The 18191-nt window shown below is 52.1% G+C and carries 11 protein-coding genes; 7 read left to right on the forward strand and 4 right to left on the reverse strand.

The features are described 5' to 3' along the window. Positions 1 to 32: 32 nt before the first annotated feature. Both DB48_RS06715 and DB48_RS06720 read right to left on the reverse strand, forming a co-directional pair. Positions 33 to 2711 carry a TonB-dependent receptor gene (locus tag DB48_RS06715; protein WP_041509488.1) on the reverse strand — a complete coding sequence of 893 codons (2679 nt, stop codon included), beginning with the start codon at positions 2709 to 2711 and terminating at the stop codon, positions 33 to 35. Between the two features lie 1072 nt (positions 2712 to 3783). After that, complete coding sequence (locus tag DB48_RS06720) at positions 3784 to 4851, reverse strand: methyltransferase (protein WP_041509489.1); 1068 nt, start codon at positions 4849 to 4851, stop codon at positions 3784 to 3786. Positions 4852 to 5105: 254 nt separating this feature from the next. On the opposite strand from DB48_RS06720, the gene DB48_RS06725 reads away from it, so the two are divergent. Further along, the gene (locus DB48_RS06725; RefSeq protein ID WP_041509490.1) at positions 5106 to 5762 is read left to right on the forward strand and encodes a TetR/AcrR family transcriptional regulator; all 657 of its coding nucleotides are present in this window, start codon (positions 5106 to 5108) and stop codon (positions 5760 to 5762) included. A gap of 66 nt (positions 5763 to 5828) precedes the next feature. Here DB48_RS06725 and cysK read toward each other — a convergent pair whose 3' ends face one another. After that, the gene (cysK, locus tag DB48_RS06730; protein ID WP_041509491.1) at positions 5829 to 6797 is read right to left on the reverse strand and encodes a cysteine synthase A; all 969 of its coding nucleotides are present in this window, start codon (positions 6795 to 6797) and stop codon (positions 5829 to 5831) included. 263 nt (positions 6798 to 7060) lie between these two features. On the opposite strand from cysK, the gene DB48_RS06735 reads away from it, so the two are divergent. Continuing rightward, entirely contained in the window at positions 7061 to 8272 is a 1212-nt protein-coding gene (locus tag DB48_RS06735) for an RDD family protein (protein ID WP_041509492.1), read from the forward strand. Between the two features lie 49 nt (positions 8273 to 8321). Here DB48_RS06735 and cysZ read toward each other — a convergent pair whose 3' ends face one another. Beyond that, positions 8322 to 9104 carry a sulfate transporter CysZ gene (gene cysZ / locus DB48_RS06740; RefSeq protein ID WP_041509493.1) on the reverse strand — a complete coding sequence of 261 codons (783 nt, stop codon included), beginning with the start codon at positions 9102 to 9104 and terminating at the stop codon, positions 8322 to 8324. Positions 9105 to 9292: 188 nt separating this feature from the next. On the opposite strand from cysZ, the gene smc reads away from it, so the two are divergent. The 5 genes from smc to DB48_RS06765 all read left to right on the forward strand — a co-directional run bounded on the left by smc (position 9293) and on the right by DB48_RS06765 (position 18190). Beyond that, on the forward strand, positions 9293 to 12730 hold the full coding sequence (gene smc / locus DB48_RS06745) for a chromosome segregation protein SMC (RefSeq protein ID WP_041509494.1): 3438 nt from the start codon (positions 9293 to 9295) through the stop codon (positions 12728 to 12730). Between the two features lie 23 nt (positions 12731 to 12753). Next, on the forward strand, positions 12754 to 13785 hold the full coding sequence (zipA, locus tag DB48_RS06750; RefSeq protein WP_041509495.1) for a cell division protein ZipA: 1032 nt from the start codon (positions 12754 to 12756) through the stop codon (positions 13783 to 13785). A 67-nt stretch (positions 13786 to 13852) separates the two neighbouring features. Beyond that, positions 13853 to 15862: an NAD-dependent DNA ligase LigA gene (ligA, locus tag DB48_RS06755; RefSeq protein ID WP_041509496.1), complete on the forward strand. Its 2010-nt coding sequence runs from the start codon at positions 13853 to 13855 to the stop codon at positions 15860 to 15862. Between the two features lie 161 nt (positions 15863 to 16023). Next, positions 16024 to 16494, forward strand: coding sequence for a DUF2919 domain-containing protein (locus DB48_RS06760; protein ID WP_041509497.1), 471 nt, complete (start codon positions 16024 to 16026; stop codon positions 16492 to 16494). Between the two features lie 487 nt (positions 16495 to 16981). Continuing rightward, entirely contained in the window at positions 16982 to 18190 is a 1209-nt protein-coding gene (locus tag DB48_RS06765) for an HD-GYP domain-containing protein (RefSeq protein WP_041509498.1), read from the forward strand. The last annotated feature ends 1 nt before the right edge of the window (position 18191 follow it).

Raw genomic sequence — 18191 nt, forward strand, 5'->3', positions numbered from 1 at the left:
GGATGCCGTTTTTTCGTTAAAGTTCAGTAAGATTAGAACTTCACTTCACCTTCTAGGAACCACTCACGACCGCGTGCGTTGTACACTGAACGCTGGTAATGAGGCCAAGAAGTTGCTGTTGGGTCGAAGTTAGGACCTGCGTCGAACAGGTTAACTACGCCAGCTTTCACCTTGATAGCATCTGTGAAGTTGTAACCTGCAGTCAGGTTCCACTTAGTCTGTGATGCCACTTCGTGTGCACTTTCGTCGAAGTCTTCGCCACCAGATGCTTTGAATGACTTGTACTGCATACCGTGCATACGCGCAGTATGGTAAGCACCTAAGGTAGCTTCGAAGTCATCGATGTACCAACCCAGTACTAGGTTAGCGCGGTACTGTGGCAGACCACCGTTGTCGATATCATCTTCAACTGGATCAGTTGGTGACAGTTGGTACTCAGATAACAGGATGTAGGTACCGTTGAAGTTAAGCTTCAGGTCACCCATGTTGTCCATATCCCAAGTGTAACCAGCAGTGATATCTAAACCACGTACTTTCTGGAATGCTAGGTTTTGTGCAACGGCGTTCACGTGAGTGATGGTGCCTTCTGCATCACGAGTCAGCATGTTTTCATACTGTTCGTATTCACGAGCGGCCTTGCTAGCGCTGATGTCGCTAACCATGTCATCCAGTTTCCACTCCCAAAGGTCGAACGACGCGTTGAGTGAATCACCGCCCCATACTGCACCAATGTTAGCTGTGTAGCCGGTTTCTGCTTCAAGATCTTTGTTGGCACCAGTAGTGCTGTCGATGTGAAGTTCGTTACAGATCTCGTTGATACGTGGGTCAGCATTTGGCTCACTTGGTGTACCACCCAGCGCTTGACACTGTTTGAAGTCAATTACTGTTGCGAAGCCCTTAGTCGCATCGCCATATACGCGGTGCATGTCTGGCGCACGGAATACTGAGCTGATAGAACCACGAACCAACAACTCATCCAATGGACGGTATTCAATGGTTAGCTGCGGAGACAGGTTGCCACCGAAATCATCGTAGCGGTCATAACGTACTGCAGCATCAACAGTCAATTCTTCTAGAACTGGTAGGCTGATTTCGGCATAAGTTGCCCAGTAAGAACGCTCACCGGCACCTGAAGAACCACCTGTGGTCAGGATGGCACCTTTCTTAGACTCTGAATCAGTGTTGGTTTCATAGTCTTGTTCTGTGTACTCGGCACCGAATGCAAACTGAGCATCACCCGCTGGCATTTCGAACGCCATACCAGAGATGTTCGCTTGAACGTTCTTCTGGGTAGACTGCGCACGCTCAAATGGAGAGTAGGCAACTGATTCGACGTCTTCTGCGCTCATGTTTTTCAGCAGAGAGTTACCGTTTTCACCGGCAGTGATGTAGTCGAACATGCCGCCAACAGTGGCGTAGCCGCTACGGAATACATCAACATTAGTACGGCCATAGTTTACTGACGCATCCCAGCTGTACTCGTCTGCCAGCGTGCCTTCTAGACCTGCGGTGAAGAAGTAGTTACGTGTCTTGGTTTCGCCTGCGCGGTTACCAAACTCGTGTAGACGACGTACATAGTAGTAGTCACCATCTTCAGCATTGGCGAAGTCACCACCTAGGGCTGTAGCCTTGTTGGTGAAGGTCTTGCTGAGGTCACCAGCAGATACAGTGACATTGCTACCATCGACTTTTACATCGTAGTCGTTGATTGCCATTGGCTCGATGTTAGTGGTTGATTTTGCTTCGGCAAAGTCAAGACGACCCACTAGGCTAATGTTATCAGACAGCTCGTAGTTGAAGTTAGTTGAGCTGATGAAGCGAGAGTTAGCTGGTTGTAGGTCGCGCCACTCTGAACGGTCGAAACCACAGATGCTACGCGCTGCATCCCAGAAGAAACCGCCTGCAGTACATTCTTCAGGAGTTAAAGCGCGAGCGCCTTTACCGCCTGCGATGCGTGCACCATATGAGCTGTACTGTGAGTATTCACTGTATGGCACTTTATCTGTATGTAGACCGAAGTTTTCACGGTCAGTCGCTTTTAGCTGCTCGTTGTCGGTGAACTCGATGAAAGTCGATACGTTACCGCGATCAGATGAAGCACCTAGAGATAGCGCGATACGGTCGCTTCCGCCGCCGCCATTAGTGGTATCACCGTGACGGTACTTAAGTGCAACACCTTCGAAATCTTTCTTCAGGATGATGTTGATCACGCCGCCGACAGCGTCAGCACCGTAGATTGCAGAACCACCAGATTGCAGTACTTCGATACGCTGTACGGCTTCCATAGGCAGGTTAGCAGTATCAACGAAGTTGTCCGTACCACCAGATGGCTTTGGATATTGGTTCAGACGCTTACCATTGATCAGTGTCAGTGTACGGTTAGCACCCGCACCACGTAGGCTGATAGAAGAGGCGGCAGGTGTGAAACCGTGAACAGACTGGGTAGTCATCGCACTGGTGGTTGAAGTCAAGCTTTCTAACGCATCTTGAATGTTAGTGAAGCCCTGTTTAGCCATGTCTTCAGCGCTCATGACGGTAACAGGTGTAGCCGTTTCCATATCGGTACGCTTAATACGTGAACCTGTTACTTGAATACGTTCAACGCTATCTTCATCTGCTGCATAAACGGCTGGCGCACTCAGTGCTGCCGTTGCGGCACCACCAATTAATGCGAAACGAACAGCTTTAGCCAATATAGAATTAGGCTGCATTGTGTTTCTCCCTGAGACTTATTTTAATTTTTGATTTGAACACTTATTTATTGACCGAATATTTATTCGCTCTAAGTGTCGATCTTTATTTAGTAAAAACTTTTCAAATATTTACTTATATTGATAAATCTTTACCTCGTGCTCGATATAATCATAGAGAGATAACAACTGCAACAAGGCGGCTACAGCCGATACGCTTACCTATCCATTTAGGTGATTATCCTTTTTGCAACATAAAACAAACAACTAATGTCGCCGAGTGGTTAAAATATAAGCCTATTATTTCAAGATGCCTCTCAATGTTGTTTTTAGAGCGTTATTGTTCTTTTTGTGTTAACCGTTCTGATTTGTTGTGTTTGTTTTGTGTTTTTAAATTTGCGTCAATTTGTTCTTTGTTTGTATTGATTGTTATTTAAAAAAATACAAAAAATATGAAAAATATTGTGGAAATGATTTGTTTGTGAGCAAAGTCACCTCTTTTTTTATCTGGTTTGTTGTTGCTTAAATGTTAATTTTTAAGTGTTGAGGAATGACTTGCTAATACAAAGGTGTGGTATTTCACTTAATTTATGACCTATTTGGCGTCTATGATGCGTCATTATTATTAAGCTTGAGAGATGGGGTTGTTAAATCAGTGTTACTTTGGCTGGTCATAGGAATGACAGCGTAATCTCTGCTTCTGATTAGCCCCATGAGCGCCTTATTGATTTAGCATTTGATCTAAGTTCCTGCGGTTAAATTCTTTCCGTTAAGAGCTTTCGGTTAAGTACTTTCGTTTAAGAGCTTTCGTTTAAGATCTATCCGTTAAGCTTTACCCGTTTGGACAGTATTGGGACTAAAGCAAAGTTAAGGGAGTAGGGATTAGGAAGTAGAGCGAGGAGAGAGTAAGAAGAACAGGGTGAGTCAGAAGTGCATAAGGGAGTATAGGTAGACCACCTGCCGATGCAGGCTGGTCTACCGGTTGGCTCATCCTCAGGCTCATTCTCGTTGAGTTCACCCCTAACATTTGCAACGACTGCTCATGACTTGTGTTAAGGCTTGTGTTTTAAGGCGTTGGCTTAAGGCTTATGTTTTACGGCTTGCGACGACAGCGCAGTAAGGTATGGCCTAAACCTATGTTATCGATATCCTCGTCAACATAGAGGCCAGCCGAGGAGATCAGTTTTAGCAGATCTTTCGAATGGTACATGCGGCTATTGCCGTTGGCCATGGCGGTGAAGTAGAGCGATGTGGCGTTAACGCAATAGGCGCCAGCCTCGCAAGGTTGTCTGTCCCAGAAGGTCTCTAAGATGCAGAGCTCACTATGAGGGGCCATATTGGCGGCAGCCAGTTTTAATATGGTCAGAATCTGCGCCTCGGAGAAGCAATCTAAGAACTGACTCATCCAGTAGAGATCTCCCCCCTCATAGAAAGGCGTATCAGCCTTTAATAGATCGCATTCAAAGCCATGGATACGTTCGCTTAAGCCCTTGTCCTTGGCATTTTCCATAGCCACCTTGAGTTGACCGGGCAGATCCATGATGGTGACCTCGACATCGGCATCGTATTGGGTACAGGCAAGTGCCCATTTTCCCGTGTTGCCGCCGATATCCACCAAGGTTTTTGGTTGAGCCTTAAAGATCAACGGCAGCACAGTGCCAAAGGCGTGATCCGAATAGAAGTGGTCAAACTCGAACCAACTCTGCTTAGCTGCCGCAGGCAACTGGCTTAGGCCGGGGTAGATGGTCTGCCAGTCGCCAAATACTTTCAAACCACTGGCTTCGCCTTTTTCCAGTGCCTTGTCGAGTTCGAACATCCCTTGATAACAAACGTCATGATTGAAGTTGAGGTTGACTCTGGACATCTCATCGTGAAGTAGGAAGTGACCTATCTTGTCCAGATGATAACCTTGCCCTGCTTGCCAGATGAGGCCCATGCTGAGGCCCATGTCCAGCAGGACGCCGACAGCATAGTCTGACAGCTCAACCAGGCTTGAGAGTCTGGCTCGGCTCAAACCTGGTTCGGCTTCTATTGTCGTTAAGAGATCAAATTTCAACAGACAACGGGCAACCTGGAAGGTTATGGGAGCGAATGCGATTTTTTGTGCTTCGAATTTGGCATCAAATGCCGAAATCGTTTTCGGCGATTGGTAAAAGTTCATCAGAGTCCTGACGCTTGTGTGAGTGAAATGCCATCCACTCTAGCCGGATCCCCCGTTGAGTACATCAAGTCTATGTCGATTTATCGACCTGGCTCGCGAAATCTGACAAGAGACAGCTGAAATTAACGGCGATACAAAGCGTTATTGATCACAGTGCTGCTGAGTGTGAGGGTTGCGGGCTAGGTCAAGTGTTACTCAGGTGTTAATATGAGTAGGCTCAGCCGCCGACGGCTTGGACTGATAAGGATAGGTAAATGCAGCAACCTCTTAGTTATGTTGGACGTATCACCCACAGGGCCGATGGTGAGGCCCGGCGCGTGGCTATTTTAGAGGCGACCCTGCGGTTGATCATCAGGGAGGGGGTGCGCGGCGTACGTCATCGCGCCGTGGCAACCGAGGCGCAGGTACCACTGGCCTCGACCACCTATTACTTTAAAGACATCAAAGATCTGATCAGTGACGCCTTAACCTATTTTGCCGAGAAGACCCTGTGGATGAATAACACCCTGGAGGAGAAGAGTTTCCAGTTGCTCGAGGTGCTCAAGGCGGACAGTGAGTTGATGCCCCTCGATAACATAGCTGTGCATCTGACCGAGTTTCTCTGTGAGCACATTCAGACTCAGGTGAGCCACAAAGACGATCGCATTCTCGAGCTGGCGTTTCACGAAGAGGCGCTACGTAATCCAGCGCTCGCCGAGGCCATTCAGTTGCTGGATAATGGCTTCATCAGGACTATCGAGCAGTTTTTTACCGCCTTAGGATCATCCTCGGCAAATGCCGATGCCCATCAGCTGCTCGGGCTCATTCGTTGGGTGGAGTATCAGAGTCTGATTAGTGGCAATCTAGATAGCGACTTTCTCAAGCAGACGGTGGGCGCCAGTATCGATAAGATATTGCGCGCCATAAAATAAGCCCCCAATAGCTAGCAAAAACTACCGGGGGCTTGAGTCAGTTAACGCGCCGGATGAGGGCGAGTCTTACTGTACGTTTTCCGCGTCGCCAAATTGGCCCTGGAAGAGTACAGATGAGAGGTAACGTTCGGCTGCAGAGGGCAGGATCACTACGATGTTCTTGCCTTCAAATTCAGGCAGTTCGGCGATACGGTTTGCTGCAACCACGGCAGCACCAGAAGAGATACCCACCAGGATACCTTCCTCTTTCATCAGGCGCTGAGCCATCTCGATCGCTTCTTCGTTGGTCACGGCTTCGACACGGTCGACCACTTCGAGATCTAGGTTAGCCGGAATAAAACCTGCGCCGATACCTTGGATCTTATGTGGGCCAGGCTGCACGGGTTGACCGGCCATGGTCTGGCCAATGACCGGTGAGTCTGCGGGCTCAACCGCTACTGAGGTGATCGCCTTACCTTGGGTTTGCTTGATGTAACGGCTAACACCTGTGATGGTACCACCTGTGCCCACGCCGGCAACGACGACATCTACTTCACCGTCTGTGTCATTCCAGATCTCTGGACCCGTGGTCTTCTCGTGGATCTCTGGGTTAGCAGGGTTGTCGAACTGACCCAAGATCAGGTATTTCTCAGGTGCAGATTGACGCAGCTCTTCTGCCTTGTCGATGGCACCCTTCATGCCTTTAGCGCCTTCGGTTAGGACAAGGTTTGCGCCCAGAGCCTTAAGCAGCTTGCGACGCTCTAGACTCATGGTGTTTGGCATGGTTAGGGTTAACTTATACCCACGGGCTGCGGCGACATAGGCCAGCGCAATCCCTGTGTTACCTGAAGTCGGCTCAATCAATTCTTTATCTTTAGTGAGCAAGCCCTTCTTTTCGGCGTCCCAAATCATATTCGCGCCGATACGACACTTTACACTAAAGCTAGGGTTACGGGCCTCAACCTTGGCGAGCACATTTCCCTTGCTGACGCGATTTAGGCGAACAAGAGGTGTATTACCTATGGTATATGAATTGTCTTCGAAAATTTTACTCATGGATTACTTGCTCCTTTATGTATACAGCTAAATCATAGTGTGGTTTCAGCGCATTAGAAATGATAGTTTCATATTCGTTATTCCTTTCTGTTATAAAAGCAGTCACTTATATCATAAATACCTCGCTGAGGGGGCTGGCCTAATGAGGATCCTATTGATAAGTTAGCAAAATGTATCCAGTCCGCTAACCCAAATAATCGGAATAAACTGCAGGGAGCAGATGAGTGAGTAGCACAAACGATAGGACAGGGGATTCGACTCATATGCCGATTGCCGCGCATCAATCATCGAGTCCTAAATCCAGCGCGCCTAAAACTAAAGATCCCAAAACAATCGTCACCCCTTTCGCCTTTCATGTTGCGCCTGAGCTGCTTTATACCCCGCTGGCATCGCCGCTCAAGCGTGGTCTGGCGATGTTAATCGACGCCTTGTTGATCAGCGTGCTGGCTGAGCAGGCCGGCGCACTGTTTATTCTCTTGGTCGGTTTAACCTTGGTCATTGAACGTCGCAGCCACCAATTGGGTAAGGCGCTGAAGTGGGGGCTCTATCTTGCCATGTTGCTAATGACTATCTGGGTCACCAGCGACAATATTATCTCTTACGGCGAAGGTGATAAAGCGGACGCGGGGGGCAAGTCGGCTCAGACTACAGGCCTTAAGGCCGACTCGTTAGAGACACTGAAAATCATGCCGCAGATCTTATCCTTCAGCCTGTGTGAGGAGGCAAGCTGCGCCGATGAGAAGTTAACGACACTATTTGGCGCCCTCGATACCTTAAAGGCAAGTGACAGTGAAAAGGTCGCGCTGGTGTCTCAATTAATCAAGGAGTTGTCGCTTTCCGACCAAGAAAAAGCGCTGCTAATACAGCGTCTGACTCAGCGTTATCCGAACATAGCGCCGGTTAGCAAGCCTGGTATGTCTAACCCTGATATGTCTAACCCTGGTATTTCAAGCCCTAGTACGTCTACCGAGGCAAACCTTGCCACCAGTGACGCAGCGCCTAACGAAGAGCCTGCTGCCGGCACAAAGCCAGACCATCAAGAGATTGCCGATAAGCTCACGCCGCTGGTTATCGATGCCGATAAACTCGATGAGGAAGATAAGCCCTCGCCCTACAGCCTACTCGAGTGGGCGAAGGGGATATTGAATGATCTCGGTTTAGGCTTCGGTTGGGCCGCCTTCTACTTTACCGTTTTCACCGCCTGGTTCGATGGCCAGACCTTAGGTAAGAAGCTGCTCAACATTCGGGTGGTGCCGCTTGATGCCTCGCGCATCTCCCTGTGGGATGCCTTTGGCCGTTATGGCGGCTATGGCGCCGGTTTCGCTACCGGCCTGTTGGGGTTCTTACAGATTTATTGGGATGCCAATCGTCAGGCGATTCAAGATAAGATCTCAGAAACGGTCGTTGTCGACCTCTCAAAGCCCAGAGAAGTCCCTGTCGAGGAGCGCTCCGCCGAGGTATATGGCGGCGCCTGATGCGCAATAAAAAGGCCTGCAATTGCAGGCCTTTTTATTGAAGTGAGTTTTATTCAGGGGCAATGTGCGCGTTGCGATAGGCGTCGCGATATTTGTCGACCCACATGGAGGTGGCACCGCAAATAGCGACCGGCATCACGATAAAGTTGATGATGGGGATCATCGAAAACAGGGTCACGGCGGCGCCGAAGCTAAAGCTGCTGCCCTTGGTCTGATTGAGGGCAAACTTCATGTCGTTGAAGGGTACCTTGTGGTTATCGAAGGGATAGTCACAATACTGAATCGCCATCATCCAAGCGCTAAACAGGAACCAGAGCACGGGGGCCGCCGTCTGGCCGATAAAGGGCACCCAAAACAGGATAAGAAACAGTATGGCTCTGGGGAGATAATATTTCAGTTTTATCCATTCGCGACCCAGGATGCGCGGCAGATCCTTAATCAGGTCGATAGTACCGCCGGTATTAAGGTCTTTGCCGGTGAGATATTGCTCCACCTTCTCCGCTAGCAGCCCGTTGAAGGGCGCCGCAATCCAGTTCATCACAGAACTGAAGATAAAGGAGAGCACCACCAACAGGGTCAACACCGCCAGCGGCCAGAGCAGGAAGTTGAGCCAGCTGAGATAATCGGGCAGCTGACCATTGATCCATTGGAACACCTGTTCCAGCTGACCGATGGCGAAGTAGATCACCGCCGCAAACAGCACCAGGTTGACGCTGAGGGGGATGAAGACGAAGCGTCTCAGGCCCGGCTGTTTGATCAGCCGAAAGCCGTCGAGGAAATAGTTCACGCCACTCTTTGCTGGCTTAGCTGCCTTGCTTGCTTGTTGATTCATAGTCTTATCTGAATATCCTTAGATCTTGCTTAAGGGCGATTGTGTGTCAGCCCTGTTGTAAAAACAAGGGTGAAATCACGTCGGCGGGCAGAAAAAACGTTACAAAATGCGGCATGCTTTGATAAAGTGACAAGCAATAATAACAGCGATGCAAAGCGCGCCCTCCTGAAGACGACCAAACTGGCACAATGAGACTCACACAGATAAAACTTGCTGGATTTAAGTCGTTTGTCGATGTCACTAAAATCCCTTTTAACCAACCGCTTACGGCCATTATTGGGCCAAATGGCTGTGGTAAGTCCAATGTCATCGATGCCGTGCGCTGGGTGCTGGGTGAAAGCTCGGCCAAACATCTGCGTGGCGACTCCATGGCAGACGTTATCTTTAACGGCTCCTCGGCCAGACGCCCTGTCTCAGTCGCCAGCGTCGAGCTGAGTTTCGACAATCAGCAGGGGCGTCTGGGCGGTCAGTATGCCGGCTATCAGGCGATTGCCGTCAAACGTCAGGTGAGCCGAGACGGTGAATCCAGCTACTTTCTCAACGGGCAGAAGTGTCGCCGCAAGGACATTACCGATCTCTTCATGGGCACTGGCCTTGGTCCGCGCAGCTACGCCATCATAGAACAGGGCACCATCTCCCGTCTTATCGAGTCCAAGCCTCAGGAACTGAGGGTCTTTATCGAAGAGGCGGCGGGGATCTCCCGCTATAAGGAGCGACGCCGTGAGACGGAAAACCGCATCCGGCATACTCGCGAAAACCTCGAACGCTTAGGGGATATCCGTCAGGAGCTTGGTCGCCAGATCGACAAGCTGGCCGAGCAGGCCGAGGCAGCGCGTCAATACCGGGCATTGAAACAGACAGAGCGGGAGCAACAGGCGCAGCTCGAGGTGGCCAAATACCTTGAACTCACGGTCCAGCATGACAAGTTGTCTCAGGAGATAGAGGCAAAGACGCTCACTCAGAGTGAGGGCGACGCAGGACGTGAAGCCCTGTCGCGCACCCTGACCGAACTCAAACTGAAACTCGATGAATTAGAGCGTCAGGAGCAGCAACAGGTCGAGGCCTTCTACCTCAATGGCAATCAGATCGCCAAGCTCGAACAGGAGGTGAAGCACCGCCAGCAACAAGACGCGCACCTCAAGCAGCGTATCGCCCAGGACAAGGAAAAGCTGGCGCTGCTGCAAGCCCAACATCAGGCGCTCACCTTGACCTGTGAAGATCTTAACGAGCGTCACAGTAGCGCCCAGCAAGCGCATCAGGCGCTGCAATTGCAGATTGAAATACTCGACGAGCAGCTCGGCGAGGTTGAGCTCTCGCTTGAGCAGGCGCAGGAGGCCGATAGCCAGGCCAAGCAGGCGGTCAATCAATGTCAGCTGCGCTTCGAACTCACCAAGGGTGAGCTGAAACATAAGCAGAGCGCCCTTACTCAACTAAGTGCTCAACATCAGCGCGCCGCTCAGCAGCTAGAGCAGCTATCCCATAAGGATGAGACGGCCAATCTAGCGCTGCAAAATGCCCAGTGTGAACGATTAGCCCTGCGAGTCGATGAGCTTAAGGGAGAAATTGACCAGGGCGCCGGCGCTCAGTCTCAGCTGCAGGAGCAGGCACGTCAGACCCAGACGCAGGTCGATGCCTTGTCTCAGTCGCTGGCCGAGGAGCGAGGCCGCCTGGCGGTGGTCGAGCGCATCTTGCCTAAGGAAGACGCACTACAGGGGCGTGCCCTCTGGCAGGCGATTCAGGTCTCGCCCGGCTGGGAAGCGGCGGTCGACCTGCTGCTCGATGGTCTGCTTACCCAAAGTGTCAGCGACAAGCTGGTTGAGGATGAAACTGCTAATGCTAAAGGCTTAGCGAGTGGTTTTCAGTTATGCGAGCCGCAGCAGTGGACGGGGCTGAGCAGCGAGGTCAACCTGTCTCCCTGGCTGTCGAGACTCACCTGGGTCGATAGCCTGAGCCAGGCCAAGGCGCAGCTGGGGTCGCTTGAGGATGATGAGCGTATCGTTACCGCCGATGGTTACATCCTAGGTAAGGGATTTGTGCTGCAAAAGGCTGAGCAGGGCAGTCAGCTGGTGCAGCTCAAGGCCGAGCAACAGGCGCTTGCGAGCAGCATAGAGGCCAGCGTCGAGGCGATAGATGAGCGCAAGGCGGTGCTCGCCGACCTTAATCAAGCCCTGGATGAGCGCCGCGAGGCCTTGGCGCAGCTTAATGTTAGCCTGCAGGGGACGCAGCTTGAGCGTGAACGCCTGATGGCGCAGGCCCAGGCGACCCAGGTACGCATCGCCCAGCAAAGCGAGCAGCAAACCAGGCTAAGGGTGCAGCTCGACGAACAGTGCGGCGAGATAGAGACTCTGGAGCAGAGCCTAGGTGAGCTCACCAGTCGCCGCGACCAGGAAGAGGCGCAATTGGCTGAGTTTAAGCGCGCCGCCGACAGCAAGGTGACCGGCCTTGCCGATCGCCGAGCCCAGCATAAGACCCTGGGGCGTGAGCGCCATACCTTGGCGCAACAGTCGCAGCAGCTGCAGCAGTCACTGCAGGCGATCAATACCGAGCAGGCACTTAGCCGCCAACAGGTAGAGCAGCTCGATAGGCAGATGAGCGATCTGCGTCAGGAATTAACTCAGTTGCAGGGGCAACTCGAGGGGCAGGATAAGTCCGATGGTAAACTTCAGGCCGACGCCATGGCCACCCAGCTCAATCAAGCACTGGCACGTCAGGCCGAGGTGCAGGCGAGGCTCGATGCGCTTCGCCTTCAGCAGGCAGAGCTGCAAAATCAAGCAGACGAGATAGGTGCCAAGCAAAAACAACAACTTGGCAAGTTAGAGCACTTGACTCAAGCCATCAGCGCGTTAAAGTTACGTCGCGAAGGGATAAAAGGTCAAATTGACAGTCAGTTAGCACAGCTTAATAGCCAAGAGGTGGAGATTGCTCAGGTGCAGCAGTCGCTGGATTTGAGTGTCAGCCTAAACCATCGTCAGAAGGCGTTGGAGCGCACCCGGGCGCAGATTGAACATCTGGGCGCGATTAACCTTGCGGCCATTGAAGAGTTTGAGCAGCAGAGCCAACGCAAGGCCTATCTCGACAGTCAAGATGCGGATTTGGCCAAGGCGCTCGGCAGCCTGGAGGAGGCGATTCGCAAGATCGACCGGGAAACCAAGACGCGATTTAAGGAGACCTTCGATAAGGTCAACCAAGATCTCGGTGTGCTCTTCCCTAAGGTGTTTGGCGGCGGCAGTGCCTATCTGGCCCTGACCGATGACGATCTGCTGGAGACAGGGGTCACCATCATGGCCAGACCGCCGGGTAAAAAGAATAGTACGATTCACCTGCTTTCGGGTGGAGAAAAAGCATTAACCGCTTTATCATTGGTATTTGCGATTTTTAGGCTGAATCCCGCGCCGTTTTGTATGCTGGATGAGGTCGATGCACCGCTCGATGATGCCAATGTCGACAGGTTCTGCCGACTGGTGAAAGAGATGTCTCAGAGCGTGCAATTTGTTTATATTAGTCACAATAAGATCACCATGGAATTGGCCGATCAACTAATAGGTGTCACTATGCATGAGCCAGGGGTTTCACGCATAGTTGCCGTCGATATCGATGAGGCGGTGGCTTTAGCCGACGCAGTATAATTTTGGGAAAAACAGGGTAATCAATGGAAAATTTGCAACTGGTATTGTTCGTGTTAGGCGCGGTAGCCATTATCGCGGTACTTGTGCATGGTTTTTGGTCCATTAGGCGGCAGCAACCTAAATCATTAAAAGAATCGCCCATGACTGGGCTATACACAGACAAGACACGTGACAGTGACGGTTTCGACGCCGATGGCGTTGGCCCTGTAAGAGTCGTTAAAAACAACGCAGAGCAAGGCATTCCCAAGGCCACCTCTACCAGTCGTGCTACACCAGCCGGTGTGCGGGCACAAGAGCGCGAGGCTGAAGAGGCTTCACAGAGCTTCTCTCTGTCGGATGAGCCTAAGCAGAAGGCGCCCCGTTCGCGTCAAGAGCCGGTATTGTCGGCGACGCCGAGTGAGGAGGTTGCCGCTGCCCAACTTGAGCAGATGGAATTAGGCCTTGGTCAGGCGCCGGCGCAGCCCTCGCTGTTTGAAGATCCAGTCACCGAGCGCAAGCAGGAGCCGGCGCGCCCGGCGCCTCAGGTCGACGCGGCGCAGCCAGCCCAAGCGACCCAAACACAACCAACCCAAGCACAGCCTGTTGAACCACAGCAAGTTGAGTCTAAGCCAGAGCCACAAGTGGCCGAAGAGGCACCTCTGGGCGAGCCACAGGATGTACTTGTGCTGCACGTGGTGGCCAAAGAGGGTGAGGCCCTCAATGGCGCCGAGTTGTTGCCAAGCCTGCTGACCCTAAACTTCAAGTTTGGTGAAATGGATATTTTCCATCGTCATGAGGATAACGCTGGAACTGGTAAGGTACTGTTTTCATTGGCCAACATGGTTAAGCCTGGGGTATTCAACCCAGATGAGATGGAGCAGTTTACCACTCAGGGCATAGTGCTGTTTATGACACTGCCTTGCTATGGCGACCCGCTGATGAATTTCTCCATCATGCTTAATTCGGCCCATCAGCTTGCCGACGATCTCGGCGGTGAAGTGCTCGACGGTGGTCGCGGCGCCTGGAGTGAGCAGACTAAACAGTCTTACCTACAGCGTATTCGTGCGCAGATGTGATCCCTAAACCGATATTGAACGAGAGGCCGCATCAGCGGCCTCTGTTGCTTAAACTGGATAAGAAACCATGCAAGCCATACAAGATGAGATTAAACAGTTAACCGACGAGCTCAATCAGCACAACTATCGCTACTATGTCGATGATGCGCCTTCGATCCCCGACGCCGAATATGATCGCCTCATGCGTCGCCTTCAGGCGCTAGAAGCAGAGCATCCTGAGCTGGCACAGGTCGACTCGCCTACCCAGAGAGTGGGCGGCGAGGCCCTGAGCAAGTTCACCCAGGTGACTCATCTCAAGCCCATGTTGAGCCTGGATAACGTCTTTAGCGAAGAGGAATTTAACGCCTTCTACAAGCGCGTCGGCGACAAGCTGCCTGAGGCACCGGCATTTTGCTGTGAGCCCAAGTTAGACGGTTTGGCGGTGAGTATTCTCTATCGTGATGGTGTGTTCGAGCGCGCCGCTACCCGTGGCGACGGCACGGTCGGTGAGGATATTACCGAGAACGTCCGCACCATTAAATCTGTGCCCCTGAAACTCAGGGGCAGCGGTTTCCCGCCACTGCTCGAGGTGCGCGGCGAGGTCTTCATGCCTAAGGCGGCCTTTGAGGCGGTTAACGATAAGGCCCGTGCCCGCGGCGAGAAACTCTTCGTCAATCCACGTAATGCCGCCGCCGGTAGCCTGCGTCAGCTAGACAGCAAGATCACCGCCAGCCGCTCTCTGGCCTTCTATGCCTATGCCCTCGGCGTGGTAGAGCCTGAGACCTGGCCGCTGGCAGGCAGCCATTTCGAGCAACTGATGCAGCTTAAAGAGTGGGGCTGCCCAGTGAGCAGCGAAGTGAAGGTGTGCGCGGATATCCCCAGTGTGCTGGCCTATTATCAGGATATCCTGATTCGCCGCGGTGACCTAGCCTATGAGATAGACGGCGTGGTGCTTAAGGTGAACGATATCGCCCAGCAACAGAGCTTGGGCTTTGTGGCCAAGGCGCCTCGCTGGGCCACGGCCTATAAGTTTCCGGCCCAGGAGGAGATCACCCTGCTCGAAGGGGTGGACTTCCAGGTAGGACGCACCGGCGCCGTGACCCCTGTGGCGCGCCTGCAACCTGTCTTTGTTGGCGGCGTCACCGTCTCTAACGCCACCTTGCATAATGCCGATGAAATTGCCCGCCTCGGGGTGATGATTGGCGATAGTGTGATCATCCGCCGCGCCGGTGACGTGATCCCACAGATTGTCGCCGTGGTGCCCGAGAAGCGCCCGAGTGATGCCCAGGCGATCGCCTTCCCGCCGCAATGTCCCGTGTGCGGCAGTGATGTGGAGCGTGTCGAGGGAGAGGCGGTCGCGCGTTGTACCGGTGGTCTCTATTGCGAGGCGCAGCGTAAGGAGGCGATCAAGCACTTCGCCTCGCGCAAGGCGCTAGATATAGATGGCATGGGTGACAAGGTGGTCGAGCAGCTGATCGACAAGGAGCTGGTGGCCAGCCCCGCGGATCTGTTTAAGCTCACCGCGTCGGCAATCACTATGCTGGATCGCATGGGGATGAAGTCGGCCACTAACCTGGTCAATGCCCTGGAAGCGGCCAAGCAAACCACTTTTGCGCGCTTCCTCTATTCTCTTGGGATCCGCGAGGTCGGCGAAGCCACAGCGGCAAACCTGGCAAACCATTTCAAGACGCTTGAAAAACTGAAGCAGGCGGATGCAGAGACCTTTATGAAGGTAGATGATGTTGGGGTGATTGTCGCCCAGCACCTGGTGCACTTCTTCGAGCAGCCCCATAACCTCGAGGTGATCGATGGCCTGCTCCAGGCAGGTGTAAATTGGCCCGATATCGAAGAGGTGGTCGAGGAGAGTCTGTCGCTGAAGGGGCAGACCTGGGTGCTGACCGGTACCCTGACTCAGCTTAACCGTAACGATGCCAAGGCCAAGTTACAGGCGCTTGGAGCCAAGGTGGCCGGCAGCGTCTCGAAGAACACAGATTGCCTGGTCGCCGGTGAGGCTGCAGGTTCTAAGCTGACCAAGGCACAAGAGCTTGGGGTCAAGGTGATCGACGAGGCCGAGCTCTTGGCTATTCTAGGCGCCTAAACTGGATGCGTGAATTAGCTGAGTAAATCAAGGTTAAAGCCTATGGGAGCGCCATCGAGAGATGGCGCTTTTTTTATCTCTCATGACCGCCTTTTGTTAATCGCCGTTGAAATCCTCTACATCATCACCATATAGAGAGAAACAGGGGAGGGAGAACGCCGTTGAATTTTGGACATATTAATTGGTTAGACGATAAGGGACACTTTAAGCCGCCGCTCATGTTGTACCTGATGCTGGCCTTTATCGCGCGGGGATGGTGTGTGTTTATCGCCTCCCTGACCCAGGCCAGCGATCGTGCCGGTTTGGTGGCCCTCATCTATCCGCAAAAGTCTGATTTCTTAATGGCCTTGGCGGCAGGTGTCGGCGGCTTAGTCCTCTATGGCTTAGTGATCGCCGAGCGCAAACGTTCACCCCTCTGGCTTAGACCGGCCTTCAATCAACTCAAACCTCTGCTGATCGGGCTCTTGATGCTGGATGCCGGTCTCCTGTTGCAGCGCCTCATTCACAGCCATTTTCTCTTCAGTTGGAGTTTTGGCCTGGACGCGCTATTTCTCTTCTGGAGCCTGCTCTATATTGGCAAGTCAAAGCACCTCAAGTACTACCTGCAAGATTGGCGCAACCAGGTAGATTAGTAAAAAAAAGCGCTGCAAGATGCAGCGCTAAGCATACCTTTTCGAATGAAAATTCAGTCTCAAGATATCGGAATGTTACAAAATACCCTATAAATCAATGTGAAAAACAACAAATTCACAAGACCTATATTAAGGACAATTGACAGCAACACTCTTTAAAGAAACATAATCCGGGGTTGCTATGTATCTCTAAAGAACAGAGCCATACTAACATTGTTTGAATATTGTATACAATGTTAAGTTGTGAAAATTGGTTGCGAATTTTTGCATATCTTATAACCAGCAGAGACTCGCCCCTGAGGCGGCTTTGTCGTCAATTTGTGCGTAAGTGGTCAATTTAATGACAGATTGTACAAATTGAGTTGCTATTGACTATAGTTATGTTATTAAAGTTAGGTTGCTTTTCATATTCTTAGGGGATTATCTCGCATCCACATCGGGTCGCGGGGCCCAATGGGTATGGGGAAAATCAATGGAGTTGCTTCGAGTGGCCAGAGCTGAGCCGATACAATTACCCCTGTCAAAGTTACAAACAGGCATCACTGTTAAATTACCCTTGTCTTGGAAAAACCATCCTTTCCTTTTTAACCGTATCAAGATTGAAGAAGAAGCGCAGATAGAGCTGATTAAGAGTCTCGGCGTGCCTTATGTGCTTCTCGTTTCAGGCGAAGAGTTGCTGGCGGAAGAGAGTACCGAGACGGACGAGCAGGCAGTCAAGGCCGAAGAGGTAGTGGATCCCATTGCCGAAGCCAAACGTAACGTGCGTAAATCTCTGCGTCTGAGTCAGAAGCGTTTCATCGACTGTGTCAACGAGTGCCGCTCCACCTTCAGCAAGGTGGCCAGCGATCCCGAAGGCGCCTATCGTGAGGCAGCCTCCCTGGTGGAGTCCCTCATAGAGCATATGTTTGAGTATGAGCAGACGCATCTTGCCTTGGTGAGTGCAGGTGAGAGTGATAACAGCGTGACGCAGCACGGCATCTCGGTGGCGGTATTGGCGCTGATGATCGCCAGAGCCATGGAGCTGCCTAAATCGGATATGCGTGACATCGCCCTAGGCTGCCTGTTCCACGACATAGGCAAACTTAAGGTGCCCGAGTCTATCCGCCGCAAGAAGACCCCACTGTCTGCCTCCGAGGCGAATTTCCTCAAGATGCACCCTAATTTTGGCTATGAGATGCTGAACAAAACGGGCCTGTTTAACAAGGCTGTGCTCAATATCATCTTGCATCATCACGAGTTTATCGACGGCTCGGGCTTTCCCGATGGCCTGACAGAGAAGAAGATCCCCATCACCACTCAGCTGGTGAGCCTGGCCAACGATTATGACGGTCAGCTGTGGGCGGAAGAGAGCCGCTCGCCTCAGGTCGCCTTGGGTTACCTGTTTAAGAACCATGCGGGGAAACATTCAGAGACACTGATCGCCGTATTGGTTAAGCTGCTGGGGATCTATCCACCTGGCACCCTGGTGCGCTTAAGCGATGGCGATGTGGGCAAGGTGATGGTTACCACACAATCGGTGAAACAGCCGCAGGTATGGGCCTGTCATCCAGATGGTAGCGAGCCTGGCCTGCGCTTCCTCAGCCAGGAGGAGGTGTTTGTCGATAGCGTGCTTAAGCGCGAGGAGTTAAACGAAGGCGCGCTGCGTGTGTTACAGGCCGATAGCGGAATAAGTTTTTATTTTGCTGGCACCCCATAGT

This window comes from Shewanella sp. cp20, from assembly GCF_000832025.1.
In the GTDB taxonomy this organism is placed as follows: Bacteria; Pseudomonadota; Gammaproteobacteria; order Enterobacterales; family Shewanellaceae; genus Shewanella.